Annotated in this window: 26 protein-coding genes and 1 pseudogene; 11 read left to right on the top strand and 16 right to left on the bottom strand. The window is 62.0% G+C overall.

Features of this window, described 5'->3' with window-relative positions; genetic code table 11:
• Positions 1–25 precede the first annotated feature (25 nt).
• From SynA1562_RS12570 to SynA1562_RS12550, 5 genes are read right to left on the bottom strand one after another with little or no spacing between them, the layout of a single operon-like run.
• On the bottom strand, positions 26–766 hold the full coding sequence (locus SynA1562_RS12570; RefSeq protein WP_304623190.1) for a type 1 glutamine amidotransferase: 741 nt from the start codon (positions 764–766) through the stop codon (positions 26–28).
• A 14-nt stretch (positions 767–780) separates the two neighbouring features.
• Positions 781–2,490, bottom strand: coding sequence for an urease subunit alpha (gene ureC, locus SynA1562_RS12565; RefSeq protein WP_186494121.1), 1,710 nt, complete (start codon positions 2,488–2,490; stop codon positions 781–783).
• Between the two features lie 3 nt (positions 2,491–2,493).
• A complete protein-coding gene (locus SynA1562_RS12560; RefSeq protein WP_186494120.1) occupies positions 2,494–2,814 on the bottom strand; it encodes an urease subunit beta in 321 nt (106 codons plus the stop codon).
• A gap of 10 nt (positions 2,815–2,824) precedes the next feature.
• Positions 2,825–3,127, bottom strand: coding sequence for an urease subunit gamma (locus tag SynA1562_RS12555; RefSeq protein WP_006851427.1), 303 nt, complete (start codon positions 3,125–3,127; stop codon positions 2,825–2,827).
• 18 nt (positions 3,128–3,145) lie between these two features.
• The gene (locus SynA1562_RS12550; RefSeq protein WP_186495446.1) at positions 3,146–4,081 is read right to left on the bottom strand and encodes an urease accessory protein UreD; all 936 of its coding nucleotides are present in this window, start codon (positions 4,079–4,081) and stop codon (positions 3,146–3,148) included.
• 105 nt (positions 4,082–4,186) lie between these two features.
• On the opposite strand from SynA1562_RS12550, the gene ureE reads away from it, so the two are divergent.
• From ureE to urtE, 8 genes are all read left to right on the top strand, one after another.
• Complete coding sequence (gene ureE, locus SynA1562_RS12545) at positions 4,187–4,639, top strand: urease accessory protein UreE (protein ID WP_186494119.1); 453 nt, start codon at positions 4,187–4,189, stop codon at positions 4,637–4,639.
• Complete coding sequence (locus tag SynA1562_RS12540) at positions 4,636–5,307, top strand: urease accessory protein UreF (RefSeq protein WP_186494118.1); 672 nt, start codon at positions 4,636–4,638, stop codon at positions 5,305–5,307. The genes ureE and SynA1562_RS12540 overlap by 4 nt, the downstream gene beginning before the upstream one ends.
• The gene (ureG, locus tag SynA1562_RS12535; RefSeq protein WP_186494117.1) at positions 5,307–5,912 is read left to right on the top strand and encodes an urease accessory protein UreG; all 606 of its coding nucleotides are present in this window, start codon (positions 5,307–5,309) and stop codon (positions 5,910–5,912) included. Before SynA1562_RS12540 ends, ureG begins: the two co-directional genes overlap by 1 nt.
• Before the next feature lie 119 nt (positions 5,913–6,031).
• Positions 6,032–7,324: an urea ABC transporter substrate-binding protein gene (urtA, locus tag SynA1562_RS12530; protein WP_186494116.1), complete on the top strand. Its 1,293-nt coding sequence runs from the start codon at positions 6,032–6,034 to the stop codon at positions 7,322–7,324.
• A gap of 93 nt (positions 7,325–7,417) precedes the next feature.
• On the top strand, positions 7,418–8,572 hold the full coding sequence (locus tag SynA1562_RS12525) for a branched-chain amino acid ABC transporter permease (protein ID WP_186494115.1): 1,155 nt from the start codon (positions 7,418–7,420) through the stop codon (positions 8,570–8,572).
• A gap of 4 nt (positions 8,573–8,576) precedes the next feature.
• Positions 8,577–9,704 (top strand): urea ABC transporter permease subunit UrtC, encoded by a 1,128-nt coding sequence (gene urtC / locus SynA1562_RS12520; RefSeq protein WP_186494114.1) that lies wholly within the window; start codon positions 8,577–8,579, stop codon positions 9,702–9,704.
• Positions 9,701–10,456: an urea ABC transporter ATP-binding protein UrtD gene (urtD, locus tag SynA1562_RS12515; protein WP_186494113.1), complete on the top strand. Its 756-nt coding sequence runs from the start codon at positions 9,701–9,703 to the stop codon at positions 10,454–10,456. The genes urtC and urtD overlap by 4 nt, the downstream gene beginning before the upstream one ends.
• Positions 10,453–11,163 carry an urea ABC transporter ATP-binding subunit UrtE gene (gene urtE, locus SynA1562_RS12510; protein WP_186494112.1) on the top strand — a complete coding sequence of 237 codons (711 nt, stop codon included), beginning with the start codon at positions 10,453–10,455 and terminating at the stop codon, positions 11,161–11,163. The genes urtD and urtE overlap by 4 nt, the downstream gene beginning before the upstream one ends.
• A 33-nt stretch (positions 11,164–11,196) precedes the next feature.
• Here urtE and SynA1562_RS12505 read toward each other — a convergent pair whose 3' ends face one another.
• Positions 11,197–11,442: a DUF1830 domain-containing protein gene (locus SynA1562_RS12505; protein WP_186495445.1), complete on the bottom strand. Its 246-nt coding sequence runs from the start codon at positions 11,440–11,442 to the stop codon at positions 11,197–11,199.
• 322 nt (positions 11,443–11,764) lie between these two features.
• Between SynA1562_RS12505 and SynA1562_RS12500 the strand changes: the two genes are divergently transcribed.
• Positions 11,765–11,896 carry a hypothetical protein gene (locus SynA1562_RS12500; RefSeq protein ID WP_255445671.1) on the top strand — a complete coding sequence of 44 codons (132 nt, stop codon included), beginning with the start codon at positions 11,765–11,767 and terminating at the stop codon, positions 11,894–11,896.
• A 17-nt stretch (positions 11,897–11,913) separates the two neighbouring features.
• On the opposite strand, the gene SynA1562_RS12495 is transcribed toward SynA1562_RS12500, so the two are convergent.
• Positions 11,914–13,164: a glycosyl transferase gene (locus tag SynA1562_RS12495; RefSeq protein ID WP_186495444.1), complete on the bottom strand. Its 1,251-nt coding sequence runs from the start codon at positions 13,162–13,164 to the stop codon at positions 11,914–11,916.
• Between the two features lie 69 nt (positions 13,165–13,233).
• Here SynA1562_RS12495 and SynA1562_RS12490 point away from each other — a divergent pair, with 69 nt between their 5' ends.
• Positions 13,234–14,961 carry an alpha-amylase family glycosyl hydrolase gene (locus tag SynA1562_RS12490; protein WP_186494110.1) on the top strand — a complete coding sequence of 576 codons (1,728 nt, stop codon included), beginning with the start codon at positions 13,234–13,236 and terminating at the stop codon, positions 14,959–14,961.
• A complete protein-coding gene (locus tag SynA1562_RS12485; protein ID WP_186494109.1) occupies positions 14,958–15,749 on the top strand; it encodes an HAD-IIB family hydrolase in 792 nt (263 codons plus the stop codon). The genes SynA1562_RS12490 and SynA1562_RS12485 overlap by 4 nt, the downstream gene beginning before the upstream one ends.
• A 19-nt stretch (positions 15,750–15,768) precedes the next feature.
• On the opposite strand, the gene SynA1562_RS12480 is transcribed toward SynA1562_RS12485, so the two are convergent.
• The 9 genes and pseudogenes from SynA1562_RS12480 to aspS form a co-directional block, all read right to left on the bottom strand.
• A complete protein-coding gene (locus tag SynA1562_RS12480) occupies positions 15,769–16,581 on the bottom strand; it encodes an aminotransferase class IV (protein WP_186494108.1) in 813 nt (270 codons plus the stop codon).
• Positions 16,578–17,876 (bottom strand): anthranilate synthase component I family protein, encoded by a 1,299-nt coding sequence (locus SynA1562_RS12475; protein WP_186494107.1) that lies wholly within the window; start codon positions 17,874–17,876, stop codon positions 16,578–16,580. Before SynA1562_RS12475 ends, SynA1562_RS12480 begins: the two co-directional genes overlap by 4 nt.
• Entirely contained in the window at positions 17,873–18,553 is a 681-nt protein-coding gene (gene queC / locus SynA1562_RS12470) for a 7-cyano-7-deazaguanine synthase QueC (RefSeq protein WP_186494106.1), read from the bottom strand. The genes SynA1562_RS12475 and queC overlap by 4 nt, the downstream gene beginning before the upstream one ends.
• Complete coding sequence (locus SynA1562_RS12465) at positions 18,550–19,404, bottom strand: NAD(P)-dependent oxidoreductase (protein WP_186494105.1); 855 nt, start codon at positions 19,402–19,404, stop codon at positions 18,550–18,552. Before SynA1562_RS12465 ends, queC begins: the two co-directional genes overlap by 4 nt.
• Positions 19,405–19,471: 67 nt before the next feature.
• On the bottom strand, positions 19,472–20,089 hold the full coding sequence (locus tag SynA1562_RS12460; protein WP_186494104.1) for a 7-carboxy-7-deazaguanine synthase QueE: 618 nt from the start codon (positions 20,087–20,089) through the stop codon (positions 19,472–19,474).
• Between the two features lie 9 nt (positions 20,090–20,098).
• Entirely contained in the window at positions 20,099–21,748 is a 1,650-nt protein-coding gene (locus tag SynA1562_RS12455; protein ID WP_186494103.1) for a CTP synthase, read from the bottom strand.
• 71 nt (positions 21,749–21,819) lie between these two features.
• A pseudogene (locus SynA1562_RS12450) lies at positions 21,820–22,302 on the bottom strand (Dps family protein).
• A 26-nt stretch (positions 22,303–22,328) separates the two neighbouring features.
• Positions 22,329–23,462 (bottom strand): RpoD/SigA family RNA polymerase sigma factor, encoded by a 1,134-nt coding sequence (locus tag SynA1562_RS12445; RefSeq protein ID WP_186494102.1) that lies wholly within the window; start codon positions 23,460–23,462, stop codon positions 22,329–22,331.
• Between the two features lie 103 nt (positions 23,463–23,565).
• Positions 23,566–25,395, bottom strand: coding sequence for an aspartate--tRNA ligase (aspS, locus tag SynA1562_RS12440; protein WP_186494101.1), 1,830 nt, complete (start codon positions 25,393–25,395; stop codon positions 23,566–23,568).
• Between the last annotated feature and the right edge of the window lie 14 nt (positions 25,396–25,409).

The following is a 25,409-nucleotide window of genomic DNA, read 5'->3' as shown; positions in this document are numbered from 1 at the left end:
TTTTGTTTATTTTTGTCCGTAGGAATTAGTCGGCCTGGCTGATCTCAATCAGTTGATCGAGCACAGCATTGAAGAAGTTTCGGCCTTGTTCCTGGAGCGTGGCGCCCAGCTTGCGCCAGTCCCGGGTCAGGCGACCGGGTCCTTCAGCTCCAAGGGCGCTCACCACGTAGTCGTGGTCGTTGGCGATCCAGCGTTCAAGCGCATCGCCGTCGATCTCGAGGTGGCATTGCAGGCCAATGGCATGGGCTCCGAGTCGAAACACCTGTTCGGCGCAGTGCAGCGACGAACCCAGCAGGGTTGCATCAGTCGGCAGTTGGATGCGATCGCCATGCCAATGCAGCACCAGAGTGCTGCTTGGTTGCCCCTTGAGCAGGGCCTCATCACTGGGATTTGCGACCCAGTGAATCGCGCCGAGGCCCAGTTCCTTCAGCTGCTGTGGTGGTGCTCCCACCTGCAGCGGTTGCACGCTGCCTCCTGCAGCCACAGCCAGGAGCTGTGCCCCCAGGCAGATGCCCAGCACCGGTCGGCGTTGCTGGTGCCAGGCCCTCAACCAGTCCAGTTCCTGCCGCAACCAGTCCATGCATGGTTGCTCGCGATCGTTGACGCTCATCGGGCCACCGAGCACAAGGGCGATGCTGTTCGCACATGTCCTGGGGTCCGGCAGTGGGTCGCCCCGGTCGGGCCTCAGGATTTTGAGTGTCAGGCCCCGTTGCAGCGCCAGTTCTCCCACCAGTGCGGCGTTTTCGTGGTCAACATGTTGGACCACCAGCAGCGTGGGGCTCAAAGCAGCAGGTAGCGCTGGGCGAGGGGCAGCACCTCGGCGGGCTCACAGGTGAGCAGTTCACCGTCGGCGAACACCTCATAGGTCTGCGGGTCCACACTCACCTTGGGCAGCGCTGAATTCAGCTTGAGGGCGCTCTTGCCCACGCTCCGGGTCTCCTTCACCGCCATGCAGGTGCGTTCCAGGCCCAGTTGGCGTTGGATGTCGGCATCCATCGCCGCTTCGCTCACGAAGGTGAGACAACTGGGCGCCAGCGCCTTGCCGAAGGCGCCGAACATCGGCCGGCCGTGCACCGGGCCTGGGGTGGGAATCGAGGCGTTGGCATCGCCCATCTGGGCCCAGACGATCGAACCGCCCTTCACCACCAGTTCCGGGCGAATGCCGAAGAAGCCCGGCTTCCACAGCACCAGATCGGCGAGCTTGCCGGTTTCGATCGACCCCACTTCGCTGCTGATGCCGTGGGCCAACGCCGGGTTGATCGTCACCTTGGCGATGTAGCGCTTGAGCCGGTGGTTGTCGTTGCGAGCGGAGTCTTCCGGCAGGGCACCGCGCTGCACCTTCATCTTGTGGGCGGTCTGGAAGGTGCGGGTGATCACCTCGCCCACGCGGCCCATGGCCTGGGAGTCGCTGGCGATGATCGAGAAGGCGCCCAGGTCGTGAAGGATGTCTTCGGCGGCGATCGTTTCGCGCCGGATCCGCGATTCGGCGAAGGCCACGTCCTCGGGGATCTTCGGATCGAGGTGGTGGCACACCATCAGCATGTCGAGGTGCTCCTCGAGCGTGTTGCGGGTGTAGGGCCGGGTGGGATTGGTGCTGCTCGGCAGCACGTTGGCCTCGCCGCAGATCTTGATGATGTCCGGGGCATGGCCACCGCCGGCACCTTCGGTGTGGAAGGTGTGAATCGTGCGTCCCTTGATGGCGGCGATCGTGTCTTCGACGAAGCCGGCTTCGTTCAAGGTGTCGGTGTGGATGCACACCTGCACATCCATCCGATCGGCCACCGATAGGCAGGCATCGATGGTGGCGGGGGTGGTGCCCCAGTCTTCGTGCAGCTTCAGGCCGCAGGCGCCGGCGCGCACCTGTTCTTCCAGCGCTTCTGCGGTGCTGGCGTTGCCTTTGCCGAAAAAGCCCAGGTTCACCGGCAGGCCTTCGGCGGCCTGGAGCATCCGCCCGATGTGGAAGGCGCCGGGGGTGCAGGTGGTGGCATTGGTGCCAGTGGCCGGTCCGGTGCCGCCCCCCATCAGGGTGGTGACGCCACTGGCCAGGGCCGTTTCGATCTGCTGGGGGCAGATGAAGTGGATGTGGGTGTCGATGCCGCCGGCCGTGAGGATGTGGCCCTCCCCGGCGATGGCTTCGGTTCCCGGTCCCACCACGATCGTCACCCCTTCCTGGGTGTCGGGGTTGCCGGCTTTGCCGATGCCCACGATGCGGCCGTCCTTGAGGCCGACATCGGCTTTGACGATGCCCCACCAGTCGAGGATCAGGGCATTGGTGATCACCGTGTCAACGGCGCCTTCGGCTCGCGGGGCCTGGGATTGCCCCATGCCGTCGCGGATCACCTTGCCGCCGCCGAACTTCACCTCATCGCCGTAGACGGTGTAGTCCTTCTCGACTTCCAGGATCAGATCGGTGTCGGCCAGGCGAACCCTGTCGCCGGTGGTGGGTCCGTAGGTCTCGGCGTAGGCCTGGCGGGAGATGCGGTAGGGCATGGGTCAGACGTCGAGGGGTCCGTTGATTTGGCCGTTGAAGCCGATGACGCGTCGCGCACCGGCGAAGGGAATCAGGTTCACGTCGCGGCTGTCGCCGGGTTCGAAGCGGATGGCGGTGCCGGCGGGGATGTCGAGCCGTTGACCGCGGGCTGCGGCCCGGTCGAACTGCAGGGCGGCATTGGCTTCGGCGAAATGGAAATGGGAGCCCACCTGTACGGGCCTATCTCCGCTGTTGGAGACGCTCAGCGTGGTGACGGGCCGGCCTGCATTCAGCTCCAGTTCACCCGGTTCGGGAAGCAGTTCGCCTGGAATGAGAGGTGCCATGGGTTCTGCCTCAGCGAATCGGGTCGTGCAGGGTGACGAGCTTGGTGCCATCGGGGAAGACGGCCTCGATCTGCACCTCATGCACGAGCTCGGGCACCCCCTCCATCACCTGGTCCTGACGCAGCCAGGTGGTGCCTTCCTGCATCAGCTCCGCCACGCTCTTGCCGTCACGGGCGCCTTCCAGCACCAGAAAACTGAGCCAGGCCACCGCTTCGGGGTGGTTGAGCTTGAGGCCACGGTTCAAGCGCCGCTCGGCAAGTAGTGCCGCGGTCACGATCAGGAGCTTGTCCTTTTCCTGGGGACTGAGATGCATGGCGAAGCTCGGTCTTCTTCAGTGTGTCTCCGCTGCAGCCTCGAAAGCGTTCACGGTGGACGTTTGTCGGTGCAGAGGCAGTTCCTGCAGGGGCCAGACCCTGGGGATGCGAGGCCGTGTCAGCCCCCGGATCGTCCGCGTTCGCTCCCAGATCCGGCTGAACCAGAAGCGGGCATCACGGCTCGAATTGCCCGAATAGCGGGCGATCAGGCCCTGATTCAGGGCGCCGCAGCGCATCGTGCCCGTCAGACCCTCGCGGTCGGCCCGCGCTCCCTCCAGCAGCGTTGCTGTTGTTTCGGCACCCATGGCCATCGGCGCGGCCCAAACCAGTGTTCCGAACACCGGGGCGCCTCCCAACCCATGCGGGCTGTCCAGGCTGGCGCCGCCGAGGTCCACCCGATCCGCCAGCTCCCAGGTTGAGTTGCTGGCCGTGAGGCGCTGAATGGTGAGGCTCGAGCGCCAACGTCCCTGCTGCAGGGTTTCACCGGCTGCGGTTCGTCCCAAGCGCACGATTTCTGCACTGAGAAAGGAGGCGTCCTGCGGCAGGCTCACCGTCAGCTGCTGCTCGAACAGGGCATCGGCGTACAGCACCAGTTCCTGCGGCAGCCATTCGAAGTCACTGCCGCTGGCCAGCGCGCAGCGCACCTGTTGACGGGCAAAGCAGCCCTGGGGTTGCAGGCGGCTGCGGCCGATCGACCCGTAAACCTTCTGCGCTGCCACGCTGGTGATCAGGCTGCGGCTGTTGACTCCAAGCTTGATGTCCAGGCTCAGTTGATCGCCGCCCACGAGGCCTCCGGCGGTGTGCAGCACCGGCAGCTCGCAGCGTCCGTCCTCACCGCGTTCACTGCGAAGCAACTTGAACGGAGCTGTGCAGCCCCCCTGGTGTTTGGTGCTGCCGTTGGCGGCATGAAACTGCAGGTCGCAGCGGCCGTGCCAGGGATCAAGACGTTGCATGGCCTCACGCTCCGCCGCCACCGGCTTCGACTCTGTAGCAATGCACACCAAAGTGCTTCTGATTGACCGGCACGCTTTCGTTGTGGATTTGGAGATGAGGCGCTGGTGACGGATGCGGTGGTCGTGCTGGAGCAGCGCCTGCAGAACAGCAGTGCCACGGCAACCCTGAAGTTGCCGTTAACGGCCGAAGAGCGCACGGTGCTGCGGGGCCGTCGTACCACCTCCTGCGGTCGTCCGGTGCTGCTGCAGTTGCCCCGGGAGGGTTCTCTCCAGCCTGGTGATCTGCTGGGGGATCAGTCTTGTTTGAATGTTGTGGAGGTGACGGCAGCGCCGGAGGCGTTGCTACGGGTGCAGGGGTCGCATCCCTTGGAGCTGTTGCAGGCGGCTTATCACCTGGGCAATCGTCATGTCGCCCTGGAGCTACATGAGCAGGAGCTTTTGCTGCCAGAGGATTCCGTTCTCGCCACGATGCTGGAAGGGCGTGGCTTGACGGTCAGCCGCTGTCTGCAGCCGTTTGCTCCTGAAGGCGGTGCCTATGGAGGTCATCAGCACGGATGACGTCCCTCGCCTTGCTGCAACTGGTCAGCCCGGCCCTGCCCGTGGGTGCCTTCAGCTACTCCGAGGGGTTGGAGGTGTTGATTCAGGCGGGTTCCATCGCCGATGAGCAGGCGATCCAGGCTTGGTTGGAGGCTGAACTGCAACGGGGCGCGGTGCGGTTGGAAGCTGCGGCGTTGAGGCCTCTGGCGGAGGCTTTGGTGGGGTGGTCCACCCAGGCCGACGCGGCGGCTAAGGCGCGCCTGATCGATCTGGATGGTTGGCTGATGGCCACCCGCGAGGCCGCGGAGCTGCGAGCGCAGCAGCGTCAGATGGGGATGTCGCTGCTGCAGTTGATGTCGGATATGGGGTACGACCTGCCTGAACCTGTGGTCTTGAACTGGCCAGCGGCCTGGGCCTGGGCCGCTGTGGGCTTGTCGGTTCCAGCAGGAGACATGGTGGAGGGGTACCTCTACGGCTGGGTTGCCAATCAGCTCAGTGCCTCGGTGCGGCTGTTGCCGTTGGGTCCCTCCCGAGCGCAGGTGCTGCAGCAGCGGCTGTTGCCGCTGATTGCCTCCCAAGCGCAGCTGCTTCTGGCGGTTGATCCTCAGCAGCTCTGGAGCAGTGGCGTGGGTGCGGGCATTGCTCAGCTTGCCCATGCTGAGCTGTATTCACGCCTGTTTCGAAGCTGATGAGCAGCAAACTGCGTCTGGGGGTGGCGGGTCCTGTGGGATCCGGCAAGACCGCACTGGTGGAGGCGCTCTGTCGCCGCTTGCGCGACAACCTGCAGCTCGCGGTGGTCACCAACGACATCTACACCCAGGAGGATGCTCAGTTCCTCACCCGTGCTGGTGCCCTAGATCCAGAGCGGATTCGTGGCGTGGAGACCGGTGGTTGCCCTCACACGGCGATCCGCGAAGACTGCTCGATCAACAGAGCCGCCGTGGCGGAGCTGGAGGCGCAGTTTCCCAATCTTGATCTCGTTTTGGTGGAGAGCGGTGGCGACAACCTGGCGGCGAGCTTCAGTCCGGAACTGGTGGATCTCTGCATCTACGTGATCGATGTGGCCGCCGGCGACAAGATCCCCCGCAAGGGAGGGCCTGGCATCACCCGCTCCGATCTGCTGGTGATCAACAAAATTGACCTGGCTCCGCAGGTCGGTGCCGATCTTTCAGTGATGGAACAGGACACCCGGCGGATGCGGGGAGACCGGCCCTGGTGTTTCACCAATCTCCACAGTGGTGAAGGCCTGGAGCAGGTGGTGGAGTTCCTGTTGCAACAGCTACCAAAATCATGAAAACACAAGCTTTTGGGGCCAAAAGTGTTCTCGTTGTTACGTTTCAAATCCCCGCCTGTAGCGATGGTCGAATTTCAGGGCGTTTCGCGCGTCCAAGCTTTTAAGTGCCCTCTCATTCCATGAGCACCCCTCTCTCCAAGCGCCTTTTCGCCGGCATGGCCGCGGCATCGCTGGGTCTTGCCGTGACCGCCTGTGGTGGTGGCGAAAAGGCTTCCAACGTTGAGTACGACGACAGCGTCACCGTTGGCATCCTGCACTCGCTGACCGGCACCATGGCCATCTCCGAGTCCACCCTGGTGGACACCGAGAAAATGGCGATCGACGAGATCAACGCCGCCGGTGGCGTTGAGGTGGACGGCAAGAAGTACAAGATCGAGTACATCGTCGAAGACGGTGCTTCCGATTGGCCCACCTTCGCTGAGAAGTCCAAGAAGCTGATCGATCAGGACGCGGTGCCCGTCGTCTTCGGTGGCTGGACCTCCGCCAGCCGCAAGGCCATGCTGCCCGTCTATGAGTCGAAGAACGCTTTCCTCTACTACCCGATTCAGTACGAGGGTCAGGAGTGTTCCAACAACATCTTTTACACCGGTGCCACTCCGAACCAGCAGTCGGAGCCTGCCACCAAGTTCATGTATGAGAAGTCGCCTGCCGCTGGCAAGCCCTTCTTCCTTGTGGGTTCCGACTACGTCTTCCCCCGCACCTCCAACACCATCACCAAGGAACAGCTCAAGTCCCTGGGTGGCGAAGTGGTCGGTGAGGACTACCTGCCCCTGGGCAACACCGAGGTTGCTCCGATCATCGCCAAGATCAAGAAGGCCCTGCCTGACGGCGGTGTGATCATCAACACCCTCAACGGTGACCAGAACGTCGCCTTCTTCAAGCAGATTCAGGACGCCGGTATCACCCCCGAGAACGGCTACTACGTGATGAGCTATTCCATCGCGGAAGAGGAGATCAGCACCATTGGTTCTGAGTTCCTTGAGGGCCACTACGGCGCCTGGAACTACATGATGTCGATCGACACCCCGGCATCCAAGAAGTTCGCTGCTGACTTCAAGGCCAAGTACGGTGCCGACCGCCAGGTCGCTGACCCTCAGGAGTCGGCCTACAACATGGTCTACCTGTGGAAGAAGGCTGTCGAGAAGGCCAACAGCTTCGACGACGACAAGGTGCGTGAAGCTTTGATTGGCATCGAGTTCGACGCCCCTCAGGGTCCTGTGAAGGTGATGCCCAACCACCACCTCTCTCAGACCGTGCGCATCGGCCAGATCACTGCTGATGGTCAGTTCGAGATCCTCGAATCCACCGATGGCCCTGTGGCTCCTCAGGCCTGGAACCAGTTCGAGCCCAGCTCCAAAGGCTTCGCTTGCGACTGGACCGACGCCGCCAAGGGCGAGAAGTACAAGCTCTGATCTTTTGATCACAGCCTGATTGCTCTTCAGGGAGGAGCCCGGTGACGGGCTCCTCCTTTTGTCGTTTCATTGAACGCTTCGTTTCACACGTCCGTGCAACTGCTTCTCGAAAGCCTGTTCAACGGTGTTGCCATCGGCTCGGTGCTGCTGATGGCCGCCCTAGGACTGGCCATTGTCTTCGGCCTCATGGGTGTGATCAACCTCGCCCATGGCGAGCTGATCATGCTTGGGGCCTACACCACCTACGTGGTGCAGCTGATCTTCAAACTGCCTGCGCTGCAGCCGGTTTACAACGCCTACGTGCTGGTGGCGCTTCCGCTGGCCTTCATCGTCAGCGGTGTGGTCGGCATCCTGCTGGAACGCACCGTGATTCGCCGGCTCTACGGCAACCCGTTGGAGACGTTGCTCGCGACCTGGGGTGTCAGCTTGATTCTTCAGCAGTTTGTGCGGAGTGTTCCCCTGGCCCACGCCGCCGGCCTGATGCTGGCGCTGGTGCTGGGCTTTGGCTTACCACTGCTGCTTCCCTCCTCTCTGCTCTCGGGGCCTCGAGCTCGCATGGTGCGTGCGGGGAGTTGGGCTGTTTCTGCCCTGGGCGGTGTGCTGCTCGCTGGTGGCCTGGCCTCACAAATCAGTCGCATCGCCCGAGCCACCTCCCGCAATGTGGATGTGACGGCACCCAAATGGATGCGCGGTGGTATCGAATTCATGGACATCACCTTTCCTGTGCCGCGCTTGGTGATCATCGTGATCACGATCGTTGCGGTGGTTGGGGTGACGTGGTTCCTCAACAAAAGTGTGTGGGGCATGCGCATTCGTGCCGTCACCCAGAACCGTTCGATGAGTGATTGTCTGGGCATCCCCACCGACACCGTCGACGTGCTCACCTTTGGCATCGGCTCTGGTTTGGCCGGTGTGGCGGGGGTTGCTGTGTCCCTGCTGGGTTCGGTGGGCCCCAACGTGGGCGGGTCCTACATCGTGGGCTGCTTCATGGTGGTGGTGCTCGGTGGTGTCGGAAACCTCTTCGGCACCGTGCTCGCTTCCTTTGCCATTGGCCTGCTCACCGACCTGATCGGCGCTGGACGCCTGCTGACGATCTGGCCTGATATGCCTGCTCCCCTGGCCGGTGCCGTGAATTTCTTTGCCACCACGAGCATGGCCCAGGTGATGGTGTTCGCTCTGATTGTGGTGTTCCTTCAATTCCGTCCCGCGGGTCTGTTCCCGCAAAAAGGACGCATGGTGGAGGCTTGATCTGATGTTCCAAGCTTTTCAACAACGCCGTTGGCCCTTGATCATCCTTTGGGTGGTGATCGTTGCGGCCATCGTTGCTGCGCCCGCTGTTCTGCCGGTGTTTCGGCTGAATCTGTTGGGTCGCTTTCTCTCTTTGGCGATCGTTGCCCTGGGCATCGACTTGATCTGGGGCTTCACCGGGTTGCTCAGCCTTGGCCAGGGCATCTTTTTTGCCCTTGGCGGCTACGTGGCAGCTATGTACTTGCAGCTGAACAGCTCGGGTGATCTCCCCAATGGCATTCCCGAGTTCTTCAGCCTGTACGGCGTGGATCAGTTGCCCGCCTTCTGGGAGCCGTTCCATTCCCCGCTGTTCACCCTGGTGGCGATCTGGCTGGTTCCGGCCGTGCTGGCTGCCGTGCTGGGCAACCTGGTTTTCCGCAACCGGATCAAGGGGGTCTATTTCTCGATCCTCACCCAGGCGGCCCTGCTCGTTTTTTTCAATTTCTTCAACGGCCAGCAGAAGCTGATCAACGGCACCAACGGCCTCAAAACCGATGTCACCCAGCTGTTCGGTCAGATGGTTGGGTCCTCTGAGATGCAGCGGGGATTCTTCTGGTTGACCTCTGTGGTGGTCATCCTGGCCTGGCTGTTTCTGCGCTGGGTGGTGCGTGGCCGGTTTGGCGACGTGTTGATCGCCATTCGCGATGATGAACCCCGGCTGCGCTTTGCCGGCTACAACCCAACCCTGTTCAAGACGATCGTCTTCGCCATCGCTGGTGGTTTGGCAGGCATCGGTGGTGCGCTTTACACCGTTCAATCGGGCATCGTTTCGCCGCAGTACATGACCGTTCCCTTCTCGATTGAGATGGTGATCTGGGTTGCGGTGGGCGGTCGAGGCACGCTCGTGGGCGCCATCCTTGGCGCTGTGGCGATCAACTACGCCAAGAGTTTGGTGAGCGAAGCTCTCCCCCAAAGTTGGCTGTTCATCCAAGGGGGCCTGTTCATCCTCGTGGTGACGGCTTTGCCGGAGGGCGTCATTGGCTGGTTCCGAGGCGATGGCCCTCGCAACTGGCTCAACCGATTCGGCATTGCCCGTCGGAGTGAGACCTATCCACGTCTCGATCTTGAAGGTCAGGAAGAGGTTCAGTCATGAGTACGGCTTTATTGGAGTTGCGCCAAATCACCGTCAGTTTTGATGGCTTTTTGGCGCTGCGCGATCTCAACCTCAGCCTTCAGCCTGGGGAACTGCGTGCTGTGATCGGCCCGAATGGCGCCGGCAAGACCACGTTCCTGGATGTGATCACTGGCAAGACCGCCCCAACCGAAGGGGATGTGGTGTTCAAAGGACGCTCTTTGGTGGGAACGCGCGAGCACCGCATCGCGCGCTTTGGCATTGGCCGCAAGTTTCAGAGCCCCCGTGTTTTCGAGAAGCTCAGCGTTCAGGAGAACTTGGCTTTGGCGGTGAGCCAGCCGAAGCAGCCTTGGTCATTGCTGGCGGGGGGCCTGAATGGGGAGCAGCGCGATCGCGTTCATCACTTGATGAGCATCGTCAATTTGCAGAACCGTGCCGATTGGGCTGCTGGGTCGTTGTCCCATGGCCAGAAACAGTGGCTTGAGATCGCCATGCTTGTCGGTCAGGATCCCGACCTGTTGCTGGTGGATGAGCCAGTGGCTGGGCTTACGGATGAGGAGACCGATCTGACGGCGGATCTGCTCAAGTCGTTGGCTGGGGATCACACCGTGTTGGTGATTGAGCACGACATGGAATTCATTCGACGGCTCGAAAGTCCGGTGACTGTGCTGCACCAGGGCCATGTCCTCTGTGAGGGCACCATGGATCAGGTGCAGGCCGATCCCCGGGTGATTGAGGTCTATCTCGGCACCACTGAGGAGGAGAACCAATGACGAACCTGCTGGAGATCCAAGGACTCAACACGTTTTACGGTGAAAGTCACATTCTTCGGGATGTTGATCTCAGCGTGAAATCGGGGGAGATGGTGTGTCTGATCGGCCGCAATGGTGTGGGCAAAACCACCCTGTTGAAATCGCTGATCGGTCTGTTGCGCCCCCGCTCCGGATCCATGGCGTTCGACGGTGCTGAATTGGATCGTCAGGCTCCGCATCAGCGAGCTCGGGCCGGGATTGGTTATGTGCCGCAAGGTCGCGAGATCATTCCCCAGCTCACCGTGGAAGAAAACTTGCTTTTGGGGATGGAGGCGTTGCCAGGTGGATTGGCGCGGAATCGCCACATTGATCCATTTGTGTATGAGTTGTTTCCGATTCTTCAGGAGTTTCTACCGCGCAAGGGTGGGGATTTGAGTGGGGGGCAGCAACAACAACTGGCCATCGCTCGCGCATTGCTTGGCAAGCCAAAGTTGCTGCTGTTGGATGAGCCCACTGAGGGTATTCAGCCCAACATCGTTCAGGACATTGAAGCAGCTGTTCGGCGGATCATCGCCGACACCGGGATCGGGGTGTTGCTGGTGGAGCAACATCTCCACTTTGTTCGCCAGGCTGACCGCTACTACGCCATGCAACGGGGTGGCATTGTTGCCAGTGGTTCAACCAGTGAACTCAGCCAGACGGTTGTTGATCAGTTCCTGAGCGTTTAGAGATTCGCTCGTGATGGCTTTTCCTGGGTTGGTTCAGCTGGCCCAGATTGATTCTGTTGCAGGCTCTTCATCCATGGCGTAATCGCTCACGTCGGCACGCACATGCAGCATCTGCCCTGTCATTGACATTTTCCAGATTTCCAGGCGCGCATCCTCGGGCGCTTCAAACCAAAAGACCTCTGTGGGCATCACCACCTTTTCTCGGTAGAAGTGGTCTGCACCAATGCATTTCACGATCACCATCCGGCTGGTGTCGTTCTGATAAACACACTCAATCATCTTGAGTATCTGGAATGATGCCAATCTCGTGGTCTCAAGGCAAGAGGAGTGTTTGATTGGTCACCGAATCAGCACGCCTTTAGATTTGATACAGATGAGTTGATACAGAGCAGGTCGCTTTTGTATCGATCATCACGGTTCTGGTCAGGTTTTGGTGGGGCGGGCGAAGCTCCGGGTTTTGGCCATTGCACATAGCGGCACTTTCGTTTCAACTGAAACAACTCTTTTTTGCAGCTGTTTGCATGATTGTTTTGTAGTTGGGGATTGAAGAATGGAGAAATCAGTCAATTTGAGTTTCTCTCAACAATTCGATGTTGAGCGGATGAATCGCGTGATCGAATCAACAATCGATCCACAGCAGCTGCAGGTGTTGGCCAAGCAATTGCTTCAGGCTTGGCATTCCCAGCGCGCTGCAACGGTTTGGATCACGAGGCAGCGGGAGCAGCTGGGCTGAGAGCTGAGTTGCTGGCCTCAAGCAGCGAGCTCAGAGGTGATGCGTTGAGGATTGTGATTCGGCCGTTTCAGGGATGTGCGATCTGCCTGTCCTGCTGCGGCCAGGTCAGCTTGAAGGGCTGAATTGCAGCTGCGCAGTCGCGACCAGCTGGGCAGTTGATGGGCAATCGGCGCCTGCATCATTTTGGCCAAGCCGGGGCGCAGGAGACCGGCAAAGTTTTGAACAGCCAGTTCTTCGCCATGGCGGTCGTAGGGCAATCGATTGATCGCTGAATCAAGGCCGAACTGCCGCACGCGATCCTCGCCAACTCGCCGGTACAGCACTTCAAGAGTTGGCAGTTGATCCATCGACATCACACAGCCTTCGTGTTCCATCAGGCCGCGCAGCACCGTGCCGAAAATTTCGCCCGCCATGCGCTGCAGGCCTTCGCTTGGTTGCTGACCCAGCTCCTTGTGTTTGTGATCGAACAATCCCAGATCCACTTGAGCGATGCGGCTGGAGGCCACATGGCGATACACCTCAGACAGAAGACCCACCTCCAGTCCCCAGTCCGAAGGAATGCGCAGATTCATCGCCAGATCGGCGGTGAAGGCGAATTCACCAGCCAGGGGATAGCGGAAGGATTGCAGGTACGACAGGTAGGGCAGAGGCCCGAAAACCTGCTCCAGGCTGGCCAGCAGTGGGCCAACAAACAGACGGGTGGCTCGGCCCTGAAGCGCCTGGGTTTCGAGGGATAGACGGCTGTAGAACGCCTTGACATAGGCAATGCCGTGGGATCGATCCAGCAGGGGACGGAGCATGCGCTCTGGATACGCCGATCCAAAGGTTCTGATGTCGGCATCGAACAGGCCAACCACCTCGGCGTTTTGGCAAGCAACCCCGAGCCCCTGCCAAACGGCCCAGCCCTTGCCCGGTGGTCCGGTCACGTCGAGCCCCAGTTCGCCAACGGATTCGAGCAACTCACGGACAGCGGGGCCGTTGGTCCAGTGCACCCGGACAGGGAAGGGCATCCCTTCGAAGAATTTTTCTGCTGCTTTGACGTCTTCGGCGCTTGTGGCTGCCAGCGCCACCACCAGCTCGTTGAGTCCCTTCAGGCCTGAGAGTGTGTCGCGAATCAGGCCGAGGGCCGGGCGGCTGAATTCCTCCATCAGGCAGGGGATCAGCAGGGTTGTGGGTCGCTGACTCAGCTCCTGGTTGAAGGCAACCGCATCCAGATTGCCCAAGCTGTAGTCGTGGACGGTGCTGATCAGGCCCTGCTGAAAATCCATGTGGTGTTCGATGCAACAACAGAGGTCAGAGTCCTGCCCCATACCTGAAAGGCCTGGAGGAGGAAGTTGATGCAGCCCCCGCGCGACGAGACGCTGCGGACCCTGCTTGGCGGTCTGTACCCCGTTGATTCTTCCGGGGATGGCCAGGAGTTGTCGTCGCAATTGCTGCAGATCTTGAGCGATGCGTCAGGAGATGCCGATATGGCTGAGCTCACCCATCGCTGGGACGGTGGCGATGTGGTCTTGATCACCTACGCCGACACCATTGGTGATGAGGGTGTGCCGGGTCTTCAAGCGCTGAAGTCGTTTGTTAATCGCCATCTGCAGCCCTTCGCAGCGGTAATTCATGTGCTGCCGTTCCTGCAATCCACCAGTGACGGAGGTTTTGCGGTGGCCAGCCACACGAAGCTTGAGCAGCGTTTCGGCGATTGGAGCGACCTCGCTGCCCTGGCCGAGGGCCGACGGCTGATGGCGGATCTCGTTCTGAATCACGTGTCGGCCTCTCACCCCTGGGTGCAGCAGTTCATGCGCGATGAGCAGCCCGGCCGCTCCTGTGTGCTGGAGGCAGCCCCTGATCCCTGCTGGGCGGATGTTGTTCGTCCGCGCAGTTCCAATCTGTTCACGCAATTGAGGGGCCCTGTTGGCGCGCGTCAGGTCTGGACCACCTTTGGCCCCGATCAGGTGGATCTCAACTGGCGCAGTGCGGAGGTGCTGCTGGGCTTTGCCCGGCTGATGCAGCGGATGGCCCGCCATGGGGTGCGTTGGATCCGTCTGGATGCCGTGGGTTTTGTCTGGAAAGAACCCCACACCTCGTGCATTCATCTGCCCCAGGCCCACCAACTGGTTCGGGTGCTGCGTCTGCTGCTCGATCAGGTGGGTCCCGATGGGGTTGTGGTCACGGAAACCAACGTGCCGGAGCAGGAAAACCTCTCCTATCTGAGGAGCGGTGATGAAGCGCATCTCGCTTACAACTTTCCCCTGCCGCCCTTGCTGCTGGAGGCCAGTGTCAGTGGTCGGGCTGACTTAATCAATGCCTGGCTGAGTCGTTGGCCCGACTTGCCGCCGCAGACAGGCCTGCTCAATTTCACCGCTTGTCATGACGGAGTCGGCTTAAGACCCCTGGAGGGCCTGATGCCCCAGAAACGCTTGCTGCAGCTGTTGATCGGTTGCGAGCAACGGGGTGGACTGGTCAGCCACAGGATGCTCAGTTCCGGTGAGGAGGTTCCCTACGAGATCAACATCAGCTGGTGGAGTGCCATGGCGGATGGGGGGATTGATCCCACGTATTTCCAAAGGGAGCGCTTTTTGCTCACCCAACTGTTGATCCTGGCCTTGCCAGGCGTCCCCGCCTTCTATCTGCCGGCGTTGCTGGCGGCTCCCAATGATCTGACTCGCTTTCGCCGCACGGGCCATCGCCGGGATCTGAATCGGCCCCAGTTCACGGCCCAGGCCCTGGAGCGCCGCTTGGCGGACCCCGATTCAGATGTCTCCGGGCTGCTGCCGGTGTTGCGGCGGGCTCTGGCTGAACGGTCTGTTCATCCGGCCTTGCACCCGGATGCCCCGATGACGGTGCTGAGCGCAGACCGAAGTGATTGCGTCATCCTGCGGCGCTCCCGCGGGGGGGAAACGCTGGTGGCTGTTCACAACATCACGGCAGCGCGTCTCAGCTTTCGCCTCAGGGGCTTGGGTGGTGATCTGAACCAGCCCTGGGCCGATTGCCTGAGCGGTCATGTGTTCGAACCACATCAGTCGCATTCGCTAGAGCCTTATGCGGTGCATTGGTTGGTTCAGCCATGACCGCGAGTGGCGAGCAGGCGTGGTGGGTGGTGACCGATCTCGACGGCACGTTGCTGGATCACAGCTACGACTGGTCGCCGGCCAAGGATCTGATCCGTCAGCTGCAACAGCACCGGATTCCAGTGATTCCCTGCACCAGCAAAACGGCGGAGGAAGTGCGCGGTTTTCGCGCTGAGGCGGGGCTTCATGACCCATACATCGTTGAAAACGGTGGCGCCGTGCACGGGGAAACTCCGGCAGGGGAGCTCTGGGAGCTGCCGTTGGGGCCGGATTGGACGGCGCTGAAACCTCAGTTGCAGCGTCTTCAGGCCGAGTTGGGTGAGCCCCTGCGTCCGTTGGATGAACTCAGTGAAGAGGATGGGCAGCGGTTGTTGGGGCTTGGCGGTGAAGCTTTACGCCAGGCCCAGCGGCGCTGTTGCAGCGTGCCTTTTGTACCGCCTTCGGCGGAGGGGCGTCACCGGCTTGAGGCCCTAGTGCAGCGGATGGGCCTGACGGTGGTGCAGGGCAACCGCATGGGGCACCTGCTGGGCCCAGACATCAGCAAAGGCAAGGCTTTGGCCACCCTCAAGCGACATCTGGGTGCTGAGCAGGTGCAGGTCTTGGCCTTGGGGGATTCACCCAACGATCTGCCGTTGCTCGAGGTGGCCGACATTGCTGTTGTTGTGCCCGGGCCCGATGGCCCCCATCCCGAGTTGCGTTCCGGGATCGCTGCCGGACGTTTCCAGCTCGCGGCAGCCCCCCATGCCCATGGCTGGGACGAGGCTGTGCGCCGGATTCTTCGGATCTAGGCCATCGCTTGCTTTTGGCTCAATGGAGTAGGGATTGCCATAGATCCACTGCAGTTGTCGTTGCCGCCATGGGTTTGCCGTTGTGGGATGCGATCGGTCGACAGCTGAGGCTGTTGATCAGAACAGCCTGATCGTCGTCATCGAACGCGGCCGCCAGCTCGGTTTCCACCGCGATGCCTCGGGCGAGTGCACGGCCCCGCATCACCCCCGGGAGACAGCCGCTGCTGAGGGGCGGTGTCAGCCACTGTCCGCGTCGCCGGACCAGCAGATTGGCCGCCGTTCCGCAGCACAGAGCTCCAGCCGTGTTCAAGACCAGAGCATCGTCGGCCCCTTGCTCCTGGGCTTCCCTGCGGGCCTGGATCGATTGCCCGTAGGCGAAGGTTTTGCATCGGCTCAAGCGGCTGGAAGCATTGCGGCGTTCATGGCGACTGGTGATGGTGCTGACGGCTGAAAACGTTGGTGCACAGGCCTGGAGCGTGAGCCAGAAGCGGTGGTGCCCTGAGGCCGACAGTCCGATTCCGCGTTGGGGTGTGCTGCCCCGACTCCAATTCAGGCGCAGGGCTCCATCGGCTTCGCTCAGTTGGCTTCGCTGAATCGCGTCTTCAATTAGGGGCTCCAGCGCGTTTCGCTGCGGTGGCGGGTCCATGCCCAGTAGGGCCGCACTCTCGCTCCATCGCTGCAGGTGCTCCTGCAGGAGTTGCGGCCCACCGTTGCGGATCAGCACGGTTTCAAAGAGGCCATCGGCCAGGAGCAGGGCGCGGTCGTCGAGGGGGAGCTGCAGGCTTGCTGCTGTTCCCCACTGGCCGTCGATCCAGGCGACTGATGCCGTCATGCCAGCGCCTCCAGCAATGGCTGCAGTTTCCACATCAACTCCTCTGCTTCGCCAAGGGGATCAGAGTCGGCGACAATTCCGCAGCCGGCATGGGCCCGCAGGGTGTCGCCTTGGCGCAGCAACGATCGGATCAAGATGTTGCTGTCGAAGCTGCCGTCCCAGTCGATCCGCAGCAGTGATCCGCAGTAAGGCCCTCGGCTGGTGGGCTCGAGCTCATGCAGACGTTGGCAGGCCCGCAGTTTCGGCGCCCCGCTGATCGACCCCCCAGGCCAACTGGCTTCCAGAAGATCGACCCAGCTCAATCCGGCCTGCAGCTGTCCCTCCACGACCGAGGTGAGGTGATGCACGGAGGCATAACTTTCGAGCCCCACCAGTTGGGGAACCTGGATCGAACCCGGCTGGCAGGCACGACCGAGGTCATTGCGCAGCAGGTCGACGATCATCACGTTCTCGGCCCGGTCCTTATCGCTGCACACGAGTTCCGCGGCGAGATTCGCATCCTGTTCGGGGTCGCCATGGCGCGGCCTGGTGCCTTTGATCGGCCGGGTTTGTACGGCTCCCTCGGCACTCACCTGCAGAAACCGCTCCGGGGACGATGACAGCAACGCCTCGTTCTGGTCGCTGATGATCAGTCCTGCAAAGGGAGCAGGGCAGGCCTCCCTCAGGGTGACAAACAGCTCGAGGGCATTGCCTCCCTGGGGCCAAGCTGTGCTGCAACAGGCCGTGAGATTGGCTTGGAAGAGATCGCCTGCTGCGATCAGATCACGGATGCGCTGCACACCTGTGGCGTAGTGATCTGCTGAGGTGTGGTGATGCCAGGCCGTCAGGGGGATGGACGGGGGCTTGCCTTTGGGCTGCTTAGTGACGGAGGCCAGCTGTTGGGTGAGGCGGTCCAGAGCAGCCGGGCTGCTGGCTTCGATCCACAGCCTGCGCTTTTGCAGATCAAAGCGAAGCACCGGATCGTGGCGGGCGATCCACAGCGTGGCCATGCCGTCGCTGGCCCAGGGGTTTCCCGGTTCCACCCAGGCGGCGGCTTCATAGCTCAGCCAGCCGCACCAATGCCCTGGGGCCAGCCCCCGCAGTGCCTCGAAGGGATTGCTGGCTCCTGGCTCGTCGGGGAGACCGCGGCAGCAGACGATCTCCTGGGGTGCCACCGCCAGGGTGGCCCATCGGCCCAGGCTGCTGCCGTCGCCATCCAGCCAGACCATCCCTTCCTCGCCGTAGGCATGGGCCAGTTGGTGCGCGAGGGCTTGGGGCTCCTGCCAGGGAAGCTCAAGCCGGTGTGGGCGGATCATGCCGCTGAAGAACTGCAGAGGTCAGAACGGCCTGCCTCGCGGAGCGCTGCATCACGGATGCGGCAGCTGTCGCAGACGCCGCAGGGGTGCGTGCCGCCGCTGTAACAGCTCCAGGTTGCTTCGATCGGAACACCCAGGCGAAGGGCTTCCTCAACGATGCGCACCTTGCTCCACTGCACAAGAGGTGCCCAGAGTTGGGCGCCATGGCCCTCCCGACCGGCTTTGCTGGCCAGATCGGCCAGGGTCTGAAAGGCGTTGAGGTAGTCGGGCCGGCAGTCGGGATACCCCGAGTAGTCGACGGCATTCACGCCCAGCACCAACCGCTCGGCTCCACGAGCCTCCGCCAAGCTGAGGCCCACGGAGATGAACACGGTGTTGCGCCCGGGCACATAGGTGGGGGGGATGCTGCCCTCCTCAACGCCATCGGTGGGGATCGAGATGCTGGCGTCGGTGAGGGCTGAGCCCCCCCAACTGGCCAGATTGACGGCGATGCAGTGATGCTCTGCCAAGCCAAGCTGCTCAGCTACGGCAGCAGCGGCGTCCAATTCGCGGCGATGGCGCTGGCCGTAGTCGAAGGACAGGGCGATGACGCGGTCGCCCTGCTCAAGGGCAAGGGCCGCAGCGGTGGCCGAATCCAAACCTCCCGATAGAAGCGCGATGGCAGTGCGTTGACTCATCTCAGAACCGTGAGTTCGTGCAGGGCGCAGTAGTCCTGCTCATCCAGCTCGGTGTCCTTGGCTTTTTCAAGCAGGGACAGCAAACCGCTCAGCCCCCGATCTTGGAGCCCAGCGGTTGTGGCTTCCTCCAGGAACAGGCGCAGGTCTTTGCGCAGCAGGGCGGTGCTGAAGTTGGGATCGGCGTAGGTGTGATCCAGCATCCGCTGCAACTTCTTGTCGAAGGTGGGGGCATAGAGCGCTGACGGCCGCAAGATGGCCATGAACGTTTCCACAGGCACGCCGGCCCGCTGAATTAGTTGCAGGGAGAGGGAGAAGCTGTGGGTGAGGCTGGCGATCAACTGATTGAGAGCCAGTTTGGTGGCAGCGCCGCTACCAACCGGTCCCACGAGCAGGGGGTCCTTGCAGAGGTGGGCGAGAAGTGGCTGTTGCTGTTTGAAGACCTGCGCTTCGCCGCCGGCCATCACCAGCAGGGTGCCATTGAGGGCCTGGGGTTTGCTGCCGAGCACCGGAGCTTCCAGGTACTGCCCTCCCTGGTTCTCAACCTGCGTGGCGAGCTTGCGACTTTCCTCCACGCCCATGGTCCCCATCGGGATCACCGTTGAGCCTGGCAACGCCCCAACCGCGCCGATCACGGATGCAGTGGCAGCCCCGTCACGCAAGACGGTGATCAAGACTCTGTCGTTTTGCGCGGCTTGCCCCAGATCGTCGATCGCTGTTGCACCTTTCTCCACGAGCGAGACGATCCTGGAGGGGTCGCGGTTCCAGACGTGGACGTGGAGACCCTGCTCCAGCAATCGCGTTGCGATCGCCGTTCCGAGGAGGCCTGTGCCCAGAACGGCCACTGAGGTCATGGCTCAGGCGATCAAATTCTGTTCAACCTCAACGTAGTGGAGCAGACCCTGCCCTCAACGGCATTGTTCAGCGGATTCCAAGCCATTTGTGGCTTTGCAGGCTGAGGCGCCATTGGGCGTGTTGACGCACATGCTCCACTGCCAGGGCTTCTCCGATGCTGCTCTCCCAGCCCGGCTGAAGCAGTCGTTTGGTGTCGTCCTCGCACTGGGATGCCATTGCTGCAGCGAAGCTGATGTCTTCCGGGCCATGCACCACAACTTTCAGCTCATGGCAGGCCTGCAAAAGCTCTTGCCGTGGGTGCAGGTGGCGTTTCGGCGAGATGGTGATCCAGTCGAAGCGTCCGCTCAGCGGATCCACCCCGCTGGTTTCCAGATGCAGGGGGAGACCGCATCGCGCATCGAGGGCCTGGGTGAGGGGCTGTAGATCGTGGTGCAGCGGTTCCCCACCGGTGATCACAACGAAGCTGGCCCCTGACTCAGCAGCACTCTGTGCCGCTTCAGCCAAAGCATCGATGGGTTGCTCAGGGTGTGCCTGACTGGGCCACGAGTGTTTGGTGTCGCACCAGGGACAGCCCACGCTGCAGCCGGCGAGCCGAATGAAAAATGCACTGCGTCCTGCATGGTGGCCTTCTCCCTGCAGGGAATGGAACGTTTCCACCACGGGAAGACGCTGGGAGTCAGCCATTGATGCGGGTCATGGAATCGCGATGTCCCCCTGTTGACGCAGGGCCTGAGCCGGTGAATCGGGAAGGCGTTGTTGGGCCGCTTCGATCAATCCCCGGAACAATGGATGGGGGTGTCCCGGGCGTGAGAGGAATTCGGGGTGGTACTGGCAGGCAGTGAAGAACGGATGCCCTTTCAGTTCGATCAACTCCACCAGGCGTCCATCCGGGGAGGTGCCACTCACCACGTAGCCGGATTCCAGGAAAAGATTGCGATAGGAATTGTTGAATTCGTAGCGGTGGCGGTGCCGTTCGTAGACCACCTCGTCCCCGTAAAGCCTTTGGGCCAGGGTTCCCGGCGCAATCCTGCAGGGGTAGACGCCCAGGCGCATCGTGCCGCCGAGGTCCACCACGTCCTGTTGTTCCGGCAGCAGGTGAATCACGGGGTGCGGTGTGTTTTCGTTCAATTCGGCGCTGGTGGCCTCGGTGAGGCCGGCCTGGTTGCGAGCCCACTCGATCACAGCGGTTTGCATTCCAAGGCAGAGCCCCAGGAAGGGCACCCGTTGTTCCCGGGCCCAGCGAATCGCTGCAATCTTTCCATCCACGCCACGGTTGCCGAAACCACCGGGCACGACCACAGCATCCATCCCCCGCAGGAGTGCATCGGCTCCGTCGGATTCAATCTGTTCGGCGCAGACCCAGTGCAGGTCGAGGGAGGCATCCTGGGCAATGCAGGCATGCTGCAACGCTTCGACGACGGAGAGATAGGCGTCGTTCAGCTGCACGTACTTGCCCACCAGGGCCACCTTCACAGACGGCCCGGGGTTCCGCAGCTTGTTGACCAGTTGTTCCCATGCCGCCATGTCGCTGTCATGGTCGGTCAGCTTCAGCACGTCCAGCACTTCACGGCACAGTCCCTCCTGCTCGAGGATCAGTGGCACGGCGTAGATGCTGTCGGCATCCAAGGAAGGAATCACGGCGCGGGTGGGTACACCGCAAAAGCCGCCGATTTTGCGTTTGAGATCGTCGCTGATGTCGCGATCACTGCGGCAGATGAGCACATCCGGCTGGATGCCGATGGAACGGAGTTCCTTGACCGAGTGCTGGGTTGGCTTGGTTTTGAGTTCGCCGGAGGTGCCGATGAAGGGCAGCAGAGTGACGTGGATGTAGGCCAAATCGTTGCGGCCCACGTCCTCACGGAATTCGCGAATGGCTTCAAGGAAAGGCAGTGATTCGATGTCACCGACGGTGCCGCCGATTTCGGTGATCACCACATCGGCATTGCTGTTGGAGGCAACCCGATGGATGCGCTCACGAATTTCGCCGGTGATGTGGGGAATCACCTGAACGGTGCCGCCGTTGTAGTCGCCGCGGCGTTCCTTGTTGATCACCGATTGGTAGATCGAGCCGGTGGTCACGCTGTTTAGGCGTGACATCGCCGTGTCGGTGAAGCGCTCGTAATGGCCCAGGTCGAGATCGGTTTCGGCGCCGTCTTCGGTGACGAAGACCTCACCATGCTGGAACGGGCTCATCGTCCCGGGATCCACATTCAGGTAGGGATCCAGCTTGAGGATCGAAACGTTGTAGCCCCGCGACTTCAGCAACCGGCCGAGGCTCGCCGCCACGATTCCCTTGCCAATGCTGGACACCACACCACCGGTGATGAAGACGAATTTGGCCATGACCTGCCGGGCGACTCTTCAAATTACCTGGCGCGATGCCAGACCTCCAGAGTCACCCGACGCCCTTTCGTTCAGCTCTGCAGGAGGCTGCGCAGCATCCAGGCGGTTTTCTCGTGCACCTGCAGCCGTTGTGTGAGCAGGTCTGCAGTGGGTTGATCATTGGCAGCGTCTGCGATGTCGAAGACGCTGCGGGCGGTGCGTGCCATGGCCTCGTGGTCACTCATCAGCTGCTGCACCATCTCCATTGCCGCTGGGATGGAGCTCGCTTCGTTGAGGGAGGCCAGCTTGGTGAGAGTGCTGTCGCCGAACGGGGCTGGCATGCCAAGGGCACGAATGCGTTCGGCGATTTCATCGAGAGAGTCCCAGAGTTCGTTGTACTGGCCGTCGAACATCTCGTGAAGGGAGTTGAACATCGGACCGGTCACGTTCCAGTGAAATCCGTGGGTCTTGCCGTACAGCACCCAGGTGTCGGCCAGCAGCCGTCACAGACCATCTGCAATTTGCCGGCGCTGATCTTCGGAGATGCCGATGTCGATCGAGCTGCTCATTGCGATTGAAGTACAGATGGCGCGATTTTGACTCAGGAATCCAGGCCCTGGATGTAATCCCGGACTTTGCTTCGTCGTTGGGGTTGCCGCAGTTTGAGCAGGGCGCGGGTTTCGATCTGACGGACGCGCTCCCTTGAGAGTTTCAGTTCTTCCCCGATCTGGGCAAGGGTCTGGGGCGTGTCGTCCTCCAAGCCGAAGCGCCGGCGCAGAACAGCGGCCTCCCGACTGGTGAGTTCATCCAGGAGATGCTCCAGGTCGTTGTGGAGTTCGTCGTGGGTGAGGGTCTGCTCGGGGGTGGCGTGGCCGTCCTCGATCAGATCTCCGAGCTGGGTGTCCTGTTCGCGGCCGACGCGGGTGTCCAGAGACACTGAACGGGGCACCCGGGCCAGGGTCTGGCGCACGGTGTCTTCACTGATTCCCAGCTCGCGCGCCAGATCCGCGATCGAGGCAATGCGCCCTTCGTTGCTCGCAATCTCCTGCTGGACCCGTTTGATCCGGTTCAGTTTTTCGGTGACGTGAACGGGCAAACGGATCGTGCGGCTCTGGGTGGCGATGGCCCTGGTGATGCCCTGTCGAATCCACCAGTAGGCGTAGGTGCTGAAGCGGAAACCACGGGTGGGGTCGAACTTCTCCACGGCCCGTTCCAGCCCGAGCGTTCCCTCCTGGACCAGGTCCAGGATTTCCATGCCCCGCTGTTGGTACTTCTTGGCCACCGCCACCACCAGGCGCAGGTTGGCCTGAATCATGTGGTCTTTGGCTCGCCGTCCGTTGCGGAGGGCCAGCTTCAGATCTTTGGCCTCCAGCTGGGCCTGTTCCGCCCAGGCCTGATAGCCCCGGTCAATTCGCTGCTGCAACTCGGCCAAGGGCAGTCCGGCCGCGCGGGCCCACTCCTGTTTGGTTGGCCAGTGGCTGTGCTGGTTGGCTTCGCGGCGTTGCAGTTCTTCGAGACGGTGCAGTTCACCGATGGCGGCATCGCTTTCAGCCAGCTTCTGTTGCTGGCTGAGCAGTGCTTCGCGGCGCTGCACCAAACGGGCCAGGGTGACCTCCTCCTCATTGGTGAGCAGGTCAACCCGGCCGATGTCCTGGAGATAAAGCCGCAGCAGATCCGTGGTGCCGCTGCTGCGGCGCTCACGGGTCCCCCCGGTCCTTCGGGGCTTGCTGGGCAAAAGCTGGCCTTGGTGAAGTCCAACTTCAGGGTTCCTCGCCGTTGACCGCGGTGCGACAAATGCGCTGATTCCCTTCGGGATCTGCTCAGTCCCGCCGCAGAGGTCAGTCCTCCTGGTCGGGCTCGACCCAGGTGCTGGCCACGTGCAGTTCCTCCAGCTGCTTGTCGGCCACGCCCCCTGGGGCACTGGTCATCAGGCAGCGGGCCTGCTGGGTTTTGGGGAAGGCAATGGTGTCGCGGATCGATTCCTCTCCCGCCAGCAGCATCACCATCCGGTCCACACCGAAGGCCAAGCCCCCGTGGGGGGGTGCGCCCACATCGAGCGCGTCCATCAGGAAGCCGAACTGTTCCTGGGCCTCCTCGAGGGGCAAGCCAACCGTCTGCAACACCTGACGCTGCAGGGCGGAGTCATGGATGCGCAGGGAGCCACCGCCGAGCTCAAGGCCATTGAGCACAAGGTCGTAGGCCTGGGCCCGGGCTCCGGGCAGGGTTTCGGCCCACTTCGACGCATCGCTGCCGAGATCCTCAGCATTGGGAGCGCAGAAGGGGTGGTGCAGGGCCTCGTAACGGTTCTCGTCGCCGTTGAACTCGAACATCGGGAAGTCCACCACCCAGAGGAAGTTCCACTGGTCGTTGTCCCGGTCGGCCTTGACCATGCCCAGTTCCTTGGCCAGGTACTGGCGCACCCGGTCGAGGGCCTTGTTCACCGTTGCGGTGTCGCCGGCGCCGAACAGCAGCAGGGTGCCGGGTTGTGCGCCGGTGCGGCTGAGCAGCTCCTGCCTCTGCTCATCGCTGAGGTTGTCCTTGATGGCGCCGATCGTGTCGATTTCACCGCCGTCGCGCACGCGGATGAAGGCCAGGCCACCGGCACCGGCTTTCTGGGCCTCGCTGAACACATCCCCGCCCGGCTTGATCCGCACGTTGCTCACCGCATCGTTGCCGCCGGGCACCGCGATGCACTTCACCGCACCGCCGGCCTTCACGGCACCGCTGAATACCTTGAAGCCCATGTCTTTGACGATGTCGCTCACGTTGGTGAGCTCCATGCCGTAGCGGGTGTCGGGCCGGTCGGTGCCGTAGCGATCCATGGCGTCATGCCAGGTCATGCGGGGGAAGGGCCGCGGCAGTTCGACGCCCTTCACGGCCTTCCAGATGGCGCAGATCAGTGATTCGTTCAACTCAAGGATCTGCTCCTGATCCATGAAGCTCATCTCGATGTCCAGCTGGGTGAATTCCGGCTGGCGATCGGCCCGCAGGTCTTCGTCGCGGAAACAGCGGGCCACCTGGTAGTAGCGCTCGATGCCGCCCACCATCAGCAGCTGCTTGAACAACTGGGGGGACTGGGGCAGGGCGAACCATTCGCCGCCGCACACCCGGCTGGGCAGCACGTAGTCGCGGGCGCCTTCCGGCGTGGAGCGGGTCAGCACCGGGGTCTCCACCTCGATGAAGCCTGCGTCTTCCAGGAAGCGACGGGCGGCCTGGATGGTCTGGGCCCGCAGCCGCAGGTTGTCGTTCATGCGCTTGCGGCGCAGATCCAGATAGCGGTGGCGCAGCCGCAGTTCTTCGCGGGTGTTCTCCTCGTCGTGAACCGACACGGGGAAGGGCAGGTTGCCTTTCACGCTGTTCAGCACGGTGATGCCGCTGGCGAGAACTTCCACAGCCCCCGTGGCCAGCTTGTCGTTCAGTGATTCGCCAGGCCGGGCCCGCATTTTCCCCTCAACCTGCAGCACGGTTTCGCTGCGCAGATGCTCGGCGACGGCGAAGGCGTCGGCACCCAGATCCGGGTCCACCGTGATCTGCACCGTCCCGCTGCGGTCCCGCAGGTCGATGAAAATCACCCCGCCGTGATCACGGCGTCGATCCACCCAGCCGCACAGTTGCACCTGCTGATCGATGTTCTGTTCGCGCAGGTCGCCGCAACCGTTGCTGCGCATGGGATGTCTCAACT

Origin of the sequence: Synechococcus sp. A15-62 (assembly GCF_014280075.1) — a bacterium.
GTDB lineage: Bacteria > Cyanobacteriota > Cyanobacteriia > PCC-6307 > Cyanobiaceae > Parasynechococcus.
Note: the sequence above shows the minus strand (reverse complement) of the source record. Positions and strands in the feature narration are given on the sequence as shown.

Coding starts and splice junctions, on each gene's coding strand:
- ureC (WP_186494121.1), bottom strand. CDS start 2,490: ATGCCCTACCGCATCTCCCGCCAGGCCTACGCCGAGACCTACGGACCC.
- SynA1562_RS12560 (WP_186494120.1), bottom strand. CDS start 2,814: ATGGCACCTCTCATTCCAGGCGAACTGCTTCCCGAACCGGGTGAACTG.
- SynA1562_RS12555 (WP_006851427.1), bottom strand. CDS start 3,127: ATGCATCTCAGTCCCCAGGAAAAGGACAAGCTCCTGATCGTGACCGCG.
- SynA1562_RS12550 (WP_186495446.1), bottom strand. CDS start 4,081: ATGCAACGTCTTGATCCCTGGCACGGCCGCTGCGACCTGCAGTTTCAT.
- SynA1562_RS12540 (WP_186494118.1), top strand. CDS start 4,636: ATGACGTCCCTCGCCTTGCTGCAACTGGTCAGCCCGGCCCTGCCCGTG.
- ureG (WP_186494117.1), top strand. CDS start 5,307: ATGAGCAGCAAACTGCGTCTGGGGGTGGCGGGTCCTGTGGGATCCGGC.
- urtA (WP_186494116.1), top strand. CDS start 6,032: ATGAGCACCCCTCTCTCCAAGCGCCTTTTCGCCGGCATGGCCGCGGCA.
- urtC (WP_186494114.1), top strand. CDS start 8,577: ATGTTCCAAGCTTTTCAACAACGCCGTTGGCCCTTGATCATCCTTTGG.
- urtD (WP_186494113.1), top strand. CDS start 9,701: ATGAGTACGGCTTTATTGGAGTTGCGCCAAATCACCGTCAGTTTTGAT.
- urtE (WP_186494112.1), top strand. CDS start 10,453: ATGACGAACCTGCTGGAGATCCAAGGACTCAACACGTTTTACGGTGAA.
- SynA1562_RS12505 (WP_186495445.1), bottom strand. CDS start 11,442: ATGATTGAGTGTGTTTATCAGAACGACACCAGCCGGATGGTGATCGTG.
- SynA1562_RS12500 (WP_255445671.1), top strand. CDS start 11,765: ATGAATCGCGTGATCGAATCAACAATCGATCCACAGCAGCTGCAGGTG.
- SynA1562_RS12495 (WP_186495444.1), bottom strand. CDS start 13,164: ATGGATTTTCAGCAGGGCCTGATCAGCACCGTCCACGACTACAGCTTG.
- SynA1562_RS12490 (WP_186494110.1), top strand. CDS start 13,234: ATGCAGCCCCCGCGCGACGAGACGCTGCGGACCCTGCTTGGCGGTCTG.
- SynA1562_RS12485 (WP_186494109.1), top strand. CDS start 14,958: ATGACCGCGAGTGGCGAGCAGGCGTGGTGGGTGGTGACCGATCTCGAC.
- SynA1562_RS12480 (WP_186494108.1), bottom strand. CDS start 16,581: ATGACGGCATCAGTCGCCTGGATCGACGGCCAGTGGGGAACAGCAGCA.
- SynA1562_RS12475 (WP_186494107.1), bottom strand. CDS start 17,876: ATGATCCGCCCACACCGGCTTGAGCTTCCCTGGCAGGAGCCCCAAGCC.
- queC (WP_186494106.1), bottom strand. CDS start 18,553: ATGAGTCAACGCACTGCCATCGCGCTTCTATCGGGAGGTTTGGATTCG.
- SynA1562_RS12465 (WP_186494105.1), bottom strand. CDS start 19,404: ATGACCTCAGTGGCCGTTCTGGGCACAGGCCTCCTCGGAACGGCGATC.
- SynA1562_RS12460 (WP_186494104.1), bottom strand. CDS start 20,089: ATGGCTGACTCCCAGCGTCTTCCCGTGGTGGAAACGTTCCATTCCCTG.
- SynA1562_RS12455 (WP_186494103.1), bottom strand. CDS start 21,748: ATGGCCAAATTCGTCTTCATCACCGGTGGTGTGGTGTCCAGCATTGGC.
- aspS (WP_186494101.1), bottom strand. CDS start 25,395: ATGCGCAGCAACGGTTGCGGCGACCTGCGCGAACAGAACATCGATCAG.